This is a genomic window from Hallella faecis (assembly GCF_018789675.1).
Taxonomy (GTDB): Bacteria; Bacteroidota; Bacteroidia; order Bacteroidales; family Bacteroidaceae; genus Prevotella; species Prevotella faecis.
In genome coordinates, this window is record NZ_JAHKBE010000075.1 from 1 (window position 1) to 8889 (window position 8889).

Annotated in this window: 8 protein-coding genes and 2 pseudogenes; all 10 read left to right on the forward strand. The window is 42.3% G+C overall.

What is annotated here, in order from left to right:
- Positions 1-66: 66 nt before the first annotated feature.
- Positions 67-549 carry a hypothetical protein gene (locus KM934_RS11745; protein WP_215760792.1) on the forward strand — a complete coding sequence of 161 codons (483 nt, stop codon included), beginning with the start codon at positions 67-69 and terminating at the stop codon, positions 547-549.
- A 1-nt stretch (position 550) separates the two neighbouring features.
- Positions 551-1474, forward strand: a complete 924-nt coding sequence (locus KM934_RS11750; protein ID WP_215760793.1) for a hypothetical protein — start codon at positions 551-553, stop codon at positions 1472-1474.
- Positions 1475-1603: 129 nt separating this feature from the next.
- Positions 1604-2215 carry a hypothetical protein gene (locus KM934_RS11755; RefSeq protein ID WP_215760794.1) on the forward strand — a complete coding sequence of 204 codons (612 nt, stop codon included), beginning with the start codon at positions 1604-1606 and terminating at the stop codon, positions 2213-2215.
- Between the two features lie 42 nt (positions 2216-2257).
- Positions 2258-2872 carry a hypothetical protein gene (locus tag KM934_RS11760; protein ID WP_215760795.1) on the forward strand — a complete coding sequence of 205 codons (615 nt, stop codon included), beginning with the start codon at positions 2258-2260 and terminating at the stop codon, positions 2870-2872.
- Between the two features lie 95 nt (positions 2873-2967).
- Positions 2968-4130, forward strand: a pseudogene (locus tag KM934_RS11765) (IS4 family transposase).
- A 47-nt stretch (positions 4131-4177) separates the two neighbouring features.
- Positions 4178-4801, forward strand: coding sequence for a vWA domain-containing protein (locus tag KM934_RS11770; RefSeq protein WP_215760796.1), 624 nt, complete (start codon positions 4178-4180; stop codon positions 4799-4801).
- 355 nt (positions 4802-5156) lie between these two features.
- Positions 5157-6188, forward strand: a complete 1032-nt coding sequence (locus tag KM934_RS13200; protein WP_252344992.1) for a 5' nucleotidase, NT5C type — start codon at positions 5157-5159, stop codon at positions 6186-6188.
- Positions 6189-6269: 81 nt separating this feature from the next.
- Entirely contained in the window at positions 6270-7388 is a 1119-nt protein-coding gene (locus tag KM934_RS11780; protein ID WP_215760797.1) for an ADP-ribosylglycohydrolase family protein, read from the forward strand.
- 2 nt (positions 7389-7390) lie between these two features.
- Positions 7391-7885, forward strand: a pseudogene (locus KM934_RS13205) (RNA 2'-phosphotransferase).
- Between the two features lie 13 nt (positions 7886-7898).
- The gene (locus KM934_RS11795; protein WP_215760800.1) at positions 7899-8831 is read left to right on the forward strand and encodes a hypothetical protein; all 933 of its coding nucleotides are present in this window, start codon (positions 7899-7901) and stop codon (positions 8829-8831) included.
- The last annotated feature ends 58 nt before the right edge of the window (positions 8832-8889 follow it).

An 8889-nucleotide genomic window follows, 5' to 3' on the forward strand; every position in this document is an offset into this window, starting at 1 on the left:
ACACTGACAATTAGATCGTTAGGTTGTTTTTGACTGATTTACGAGCATCCCTAAAATACGGTCATTATGAAATCAAAACTGCAATACTTTGACTTGGAAGTATGCCTCCTTTGGATGTTGAGTGCTTTCTGTGGACGATACTCACAACGGTGTACCTTGGTGCCATTGTCCTATTACGCCTCGCTATTTCTTTTGGAACGTAAGGAGAAGAAAACATGGATGTCATTGCTTGTGTTTGCTAGTATGTGGGTGCTTTTGTCCTATGATCTCCGTATATACAATGGTATCGGTGAGATTGGCGACTATTTCTTCCATGTTACCCGATTGGAATACAATCGTTACGTAGATTGGTGTATTGCTGGCTGTATCTGGGTATGGATTGTTGTGATGCCTATTGCTTATTATCTGTATCTGCTGTTCCGCAAAAGGCTGGACAATACAGGGATGACCAAGAAAGAACTCTTTGGCAGTATTCTTTGGCATGACAGGCGAGCTCAATACTTCTGTGCAATAACTGCAATATCATTCTTCTCGCTATGTGCCGTATAGCATGAATCAGCGTTTCTGTCAGTCCATGTGCTTCGTAGCACCGCCTTTGGTATATTGGATGGTATGCCGTTATTTCAACCTTAAAGCCGAAAAGGTATGGCTATTGCTGCTTGGTTCTGTGGTATTCTGGTATGCGCAAAGCCTTGGCGGTGTATTCAGAGTTGCTGCGCTTACTGCAAGTTTTATGATGATTGCTTATACCTGTACCTATCTGTACAAGTCCCTCAAGTCGCATACGGTAACAATAGCCTCTATCCTTTACCTTGGAGTCTTGCTTCCTACATTCAGCATTGGATATAACCAATACACCTGTTTGAACTATCCTCGAAGCGGATATTACTACCTCGCTCCCTACAATGGTATTCTTTACATTAATGATACCACGAATGGAGATTTAGTAGGATTGAGAGACCGTTACGGACTGCTTGTAGAACCCGAATACGAATACATCCGACCAGGATTTGTAACACAATGGGGATGGACCACGTCTTTCCTGCTCCAAAAGGATGGTTACTCACAGACTTATCACATCTATGACAACAAGATACTTCCTTCTGACATAAAGCCAGAACTTCAATCCCGACTGTGCAAAATCATCACAGGGTATTTTGACGGATTTGATGAAGGATGTGCTGACAGAGGTGAAATTCTTGTTACAGACTTGCAGAAAGACAAGACAATCGGGCATGTAAGAGTGTCGATGCATGGTCTTGCTATATGGCAATATGAAAACTCGAACTTCCTTCCAGAAGACACTACAACGGTACAGGTCAATGAGTTCCTGCGTACAGACTCCGTTGACATCACAGAATATGAGAACAAGAATATATTGTGCTATGCCGAGAATATTCCAAATGATAGCACCGCAAAATACAAGGTCTATGTGCGTCTTGCATTGGATAAGACTCCAACAGAAAAGGAGTAGAAAGGGATTGTAAACAAGGTCAGGAATATGAATTGGGAAAAATGGTAAGCAAAATTTGCTGATACAATGGTTACTTCTTCCTCTGACTATGCATAAATAAGTGTATTAACATTCAAAAGTTATATAGTCATGAAGAAGTTTACATTTGATGCCTTCATCAAGGCAAACGCACAGGTTTTGGATGAGATCCGTCACGCAGCTTGGACACTGCACGAGAACGTTGGACAGACTTATGATACTAATCTGCCTTATGGTCATCACCTCTCTATGGTTGCTGATGCTGCTATCAAGTATGGATATGAGGTTGTCAACAATGAGGCTGACATCATCCCTGTAGTTTTTGCCGCTTACTTCCATGACAGTATCGAGGACGCACGTCTTACCTACAATGATGTAGTGTCTATCGCAGGTCGTTTCATGACCAACGAGCAGTGCATCACTGCGGCTGAAATAGTATATGCCCTGACCAATGATAAGGGACGCACACGCAAGGAGCGTGCCGGTGAACACTACTATGCAGGCATTCGTGAGACACCATACGCTCCATTCGTAAAGCTTTGCGACCGTCTGGCAAACATGACATACTGCTTCAATGGTACTAATGATGCCAACAACCACATGCACAAGGTCTATGCAAGCGAGTGGTCTCACTTCATACAGGCTATAACCGTATGCAATCAGGACAGCCGTTACTCTCTTCCTGCAAGTATGGTATCTGAGGTTCAGTCATTATTCGCTTAAAATAAGTACAGCCAAAGACGTTTAACAAAAGAATATCAAATTATGAACATCATGAACTTTTTCAAGGTTAATAAGAATCAAAGCAATGATTCCGCTGCACAAGACCTTTATACAAGGCTGAATACTGAAATGTATAAGTCAGGTTCTTGGCGAACAGAAGACAATGGTGAGGATATGGCTATCGTAAGCCAAGTTATCTGTCAGTATTGGAAACCTCGCTTCATCATCGATCATAGAGCCAAATGCGCATACGAGTTCATGGACGGCAGTGAGACTCTACGAACTGTAAAGCAGGATGATATTGATTGGGAGTCGTTGAAAGGAATACCAGAAGATGTAATCAACAGAGCCAGAAACTTAGACTTCCATTTCCCTTCATTTGTCCGCAAATACGAGAACGGAGTAGCCGAAGTAAGCTGGCAGCTAAATCCCGACGGAATGTATTACATGGACGAGGATGGCTATGGCAAGACTGATGATGACGAAGTTGAAATCTATGGTTTCATTGACCGCAAAGGCAATGTTATAGTTAAGTTTAAGAACATTCAAGAGGATTGGAACCTACTGAGAGCTATGCGTAAGGAAGCAGAATCAATCAGAATCAATCATAAACAAATAATCGAAACACACTACTGTCCCGTAAAAGTGGATAAATAGTTCTTTGAAATTATTGAAATATAGTCAATTACGCGGTTTTTTGAAATGAAACGGACTTGATTTTGCAACTTTGCAATCTAATACAAATGGCTGCTATGTTCCAAGACAAATACGTATTCTCTCAATTAACCGCTTTTCTGAACAGGACTCAGTTCAACAACTATGTCCGCAAGTATGATGGCAACAGATATGTGAAACATTTCACTTGCAGGAATCAGATGCTCGCGATGATGTTTGGACAACTGAGTAACCGTGAGAGCCTGCGAGACTTAATCGTTGCTTTCGAGGCGCATAGGGCCAAGCAATATCATCTTGGTTTAGGTCGTGAACCGATAGCTAAGACAACTCTTGCGACAGTGAACCAGAACCGTGATTACAGAATCTTCGAAGACTTTGCATTCTATATGATGAAGGAAGCCTGCGAGAAGCGGACGACCAACATCCTTGACATTTCCGGAAAGAAATACGCGTTTGATTCAACAACGATTCCGTTGTGTCTTGCAACATTCCCATGGGCAAAGTTCCGAAGCAAGAAAGGAGGGGTGAAAGCTCATGTCTTATACGACATTGAAGCACAAGTTCCTGCCTTCTATACTGTAACCACTGCTTCAAAGCATGATTCCACAGCACTGTCTTCAATCCATTATGAACCAAATGCTTATTATATATTCGACAGGGCTTATGACTCCTTTAAAGAACTCTATAGGATACATCTTACAGACTCTTTCTTTGTTGTCAGAGCCAAGACGAACTTAAAGTATAAGACAGTCAAATGGAAGCGAAGAATGCCAAAGAACATAATGACAGATGCGGAAGTGAAACTGACAGGATATCTCTCGGAGAAAAAATATCCTGAGTCATTCAGACTCGTCCGATATTACGACGAAGAGGATGACCGTGAGTTCACTTTCTTGACGAATGCAAAACAACTTTCTGCACTGGATGTCGCCAATCTTTATAAGAAAAGATGGTTAATCGAGCTGTTCTTCAAATGGCTCAAGCAGCACTCAAGATAAAGAAATTCTGGGGCACAACAGAGAACGCTGTTCGCATACAAATCAGTGTGGCTATTATCACGTACTGTCTTGTGGCTATTGTCCAACATGATATGAAGTTGAACCGTTCAACCTATGAAATTTTGCAAATTCTCAACATATCATTGACTGACAAAACCCACTTGCGTGACCTGTTCGACAAGACTAATTTCAATGATGTCAAAGATCTAAATGATCCCCTGATTCCTGGGCTTTTTGATTAATTGTTTAACTCGTCTCATTTTAACGGGACACTAATGATCGAAACATAATGAAAACAAGAGTATTTAACTTGCTGATCCTCGATGAGAGCGGCAGCATGAGTAGCATCGAGAAACAGGCTGTGGATAGTGTAAACGAAACCCTCCAGAGCGTACGTTCCGCTCAAAAGAAGTATGATGATCAGGAGCACTTTGTGAGCTTTATAACCTTCAACAGTAATGGAGTCAAGACCGTCCTCGACAGGGCAGAAGCGTTGAAAGCGGAAGACATTACTCCCGATCAGTTCAACCCGGCTTGTTGTACACCACTTTATGATGCAATAGGTCAGTCTGTAACGGAACTGAAGAAAAGCGTTGCGGAGAATGACAAAGTCCTTGTTACCATAATCACAGATGGTTATGAGAACGCATCAAAGGAATACAACCAGGCAAGTGTCAAGGCATTGACAGAGAAGCTTGGCAAGGAAGGTTGGACTTTTGCTTACATCGGAGCCAATCAGGATGCCATGGCTGTATCACATTCCTTGGGTATTGTGAATGCTATGAACTTTGATGCCACCGCTCATGGAACTGCAGCAATGTGCGGAAGGTTGAACGCATCACGAGAGCGTTGGTTCTCTCGTATTGCTGATAACGATGCTAATGCTAATGAGGATTTCTTTGATGAAAAGTAGTCTTCTTAGCGCAAATCATTGGGTTTAGCCCATAAAATCACTCGGTTTTTCAACTTTCCCAAATAATTTGCGTCTTATTTAAATAAAAACGTGTAACTTTGCGCACAAAGTGCGCCAATCGGCAAATAAAAGACGAATATGAAACAGACAATGAACATCCATAACTTACATGTAATCTCCACTTTTATGGTGGCGAAGGGATGTTTTATTTCTGGACATGGGGCACGGCATGAGAATTGATAACCGTTCACGAGTTGCTACTTTCAAGCAAAACATAGAAGGCTCGCCTCCATACCAGATAAAAAGGTAAAGAGGCGGGCCTTCATCAGTTTTAACCGTTTTAACAAGAAAAGATATGATCAATATAGACAGAATAATTCAAACGAACATACCAGATATTGCGCCAGTCTATGGTGGTGTAAGAGGACGTACAATGTCTTCCAGACATCAGTCATACGCATGGCCGGCACTTGTTGAAGCTGGTGTCAAGCGAGTGATTGACCTCCGTGACGTGGATTCATCAAACAAGCTTCCGTTCCTCTGCGATAAGTACGGCATGGAATATTTCCATTATCCCGTCAACAACCACGCCAAGCAGGTTGAAAGTATGGTTGCACTCATGCCCCAGTTCTGCGAGATGATAGATAAGGGCGATTTCTATATTGCCTGTGCCATGGGACTCCATCGTACAGACATAGCGCTCTGCACCTATTGGGTGTTCTATTCCGCTGACAAAGGCATTGCACCTCCACCAATCCGTGGTTACCGTCAGGAAGATGGTCATAACACTTCAAAGATAATGTACGTACTTAACTCCATTTACAAGTACATGACTGAACAGAATGGAGTTGAACCAATTCCGATGGAAACCTTCAAGGCAAGAAAGAAGGTCATCAACGAACTCAGCAAGGAAAAGACCGAACATGAGGATGTACCCTTGAAGCGAGTATATGTTGATATGGATGGCGTACTTGCAGACTTTGAATCTGGGCTTGCAAAGGTGGACGATGAGGTTAAGAAAGAATACCTTGGTCGTTTCGATGAAATTCCCGGACTATTCTCATTGATGGAACCAATGCCTGGTGCTATTGATGCTATGCACAGAATCCAAAAGGATGGTCGTTACGAACTGTACATCCTCTCTACAGCTCCATGGAACAATCCATCTGCATGGTCGGACAAACTGCTTTGGGTTCAAAAGCATCTTGATGACGTGTTTCACAAGCGAATTGTCATCACCCACTGCAAGAATCTCCTGAAGGGTGACTATCTCATTGACGACAGAAGCAAGAACGGAGCCAAGGAGTTTGAAGGAGAGTGGATTCAGTTCGGAAATAGCGAGTTCCCTGATTGGGATAGTGTTCTTAAGCAGCTTGGTGTTTGTTAACGGTTCGGCTTGACTATAAAAACGACCTTAATCACAGCTTACTGACATCGATTGTTAAAATTATTAAGAAAGGACAAGAAAATGGACAAGAATAAACAATTAGACAAAATACGTGGCTCACTCGTAGGAGGTGCTGTTGGTGATGCTCTCGGCTATCCTGTAGAGTTCATAGGTTCATATATGGGCATCAAACAGAAATATGGCGAGCATGGTATCACACAATTGGACACAACCCAATGGTGGTTACCAGATGGAGGCAAAAACAGCAAGGCATGGGTTTCTGACGATACTCAGATGACGCTGTTCACCGCCTGTGGATTGCTGAATGCAAAATCGCAAGGTAAAGCCCCCAAGTATGCAATCTGTGAAGCGTACATAGAATGGCTTTTTACACAGATCGGTTGGAAGTCAAGACGCTTTTCTGATTGCTGGATAGGTCATATCCCTGAACTCAATAACCGTCGAGCACCCGGAAACACTTGCATAACGGCATTGCAAACCATCATGAACGGCAAGGAGCTTTTCAACAACAGCAAAGGATGTGGCGGTATCATGCGAACAGCACCCGTAGCTCTGTATGGTGCAGTTTGGAGGGACAAACCAGAGAATGAAAATCCAGAAGGACGTATCTCCAACATCAATGACGTAGATATACTTGCAGCTGATGCTGCAGAGATAACCCATCAGCATCCGCTCGGTTGGTTGCCATCGGCATTGGAAACACACGTAATTTACCGACTTTTGCAGAACGACAACCCTATGGTCGAGGACTTCAAAGCATATCTCGAAGAAGGATATGAGACATTAGAAGAACTTTATCCTAAAGAAAAGAAAGCTCTCTATGAACTCATGACAATAATAGAGAAAGTTCTGTTGCTTGTTGACTCAAAAGCATCTGACGTTGAAAACATCGAGAAAATCGGTGAAGGATGGGTTGCAGAAGAGACACTGGCAATAGCTATCTACTGTACAGTCAAGTACTTTGATAACTTTGAACAGGCAATGATTGCCTCTGTCAACCACTGTGGCGACAGCGACTCTACAGGAGCCGTTACTGGCAACATCCTCGGTGCGGTTGTTGGCTATGATGCTATCCCAGAGTTCTTTAAGACAGACCTCGAACTTCATGATGTTATCCTCCATGTAGCCGATGACCTCTGGAGAGGCGAAACGACAAAGTATGAACGCAATAAAAGATAATCATGAACGACATAATAAGAAAAGGCAAGAGATTGGCATTCCTCCTCAGGCATGATGAGGAGTACCAGTTTGATGAACATGGATGGCGTGAGGTTTCTGACCTCATTGCCAACCATGGCTATACGATGGAACTCCTTGATGAGATTGTTGAAACCAACAACAAGAAACGTTACGAATTTTCAGAAGACAAAACGAAGATTCGTGCTCGCTAAGGTCATTCAATCAATGTTGATGTGGAATTGAAAGAAACAACTCCTCCCGACATCCTTTATCACGGAATGGCAGAAACTACTGTTCCTACAATCCTAAAAGAGGGCATCGTCAAGGGCAACCGCCTCCACGTACATCTTTCACAGACAGAAGAAACAGCAGTAAAGATTGGAAAGAGATATGGCAAACCTTACGTTCTTAGAATCAATACCAAGCAAATGTCTGAGGATGGTATTAAGTTCTACCTGAGTAACAACGGTGTTTGGTTAACAGATTTTGTAGAATAAAAATAAATATACAATGAAGTTATTAAATTACATTTGTATGTTGGTTGTGTCGGTAACATTATTTAGTTGCCATAATCAAACCAACCATGAGATTGTTCGTAACGATACTGTTATGAATGTGTCCATTGAGGCAGATATTACTTATGCCCTTGATGGTGATACCGCAAGACATACGGTATTAAAATATATTGACTTTGACGCCATCGAGGATCTTCCTGGATTCTTTCATATTCTTTCCTCAAAATACCCTATAGTCAAATGGGCAGGAGAAGAAGATGAGATAGACATGGTTATCGATAGCTGTATTGCAAAGATTGATGCATACCGCAGGGGAAAGGAACGTTTCTATCCTGACAGCCTTGTAAGACATTGCATGAGCTATATGGGCTTCAATATCGCAGCCATAAACAATCATTCAGGAGGAATGACAGACTTTGTCCTTGCTGAATGGGTTATGATGTGTGCTGCCTACTATAGTCCGGACATAACTTACTTGGTTGAAACACAAACCCCAAATCACAAAGCAGGTTTCTATAACTTTGGACAATCCTACAATGGTGCGCCTTGGTGGTCATACTTATTTGTTAAGCGTGAAAAGGGTTATCAGGTATTCTGTCTTGGGGATTATGTGAAGGTTAGAAGCATATTTCAACTATCTGATGAACAGAATCGAACATATTATCTCTGTTCCAACAGTCTGACTTCTGTAGAGTTTTATCAGTGTTTGTTCTGGGCAAAAGACGATAATACATGCCTGAAAGTTGCAGAATGTAATACTGCGCCTCAGAAGAATACGACTGATTATCTGCGTTATTACTTTGACCCCAAGAATCTGATTTGGAAATATGCAAGGGAGGAACAGGGCACAGATAAGCTGATTGCGACTGATGATCCACCTGCTTTGAAACTAATCCTTGATGGCGAAAAATCATGTTTCGCCAAATAAAAAGGCGCACCCGACAAACCCTGTGGAGGGCTGTGCAGATGCTAACCCAAAAACTATG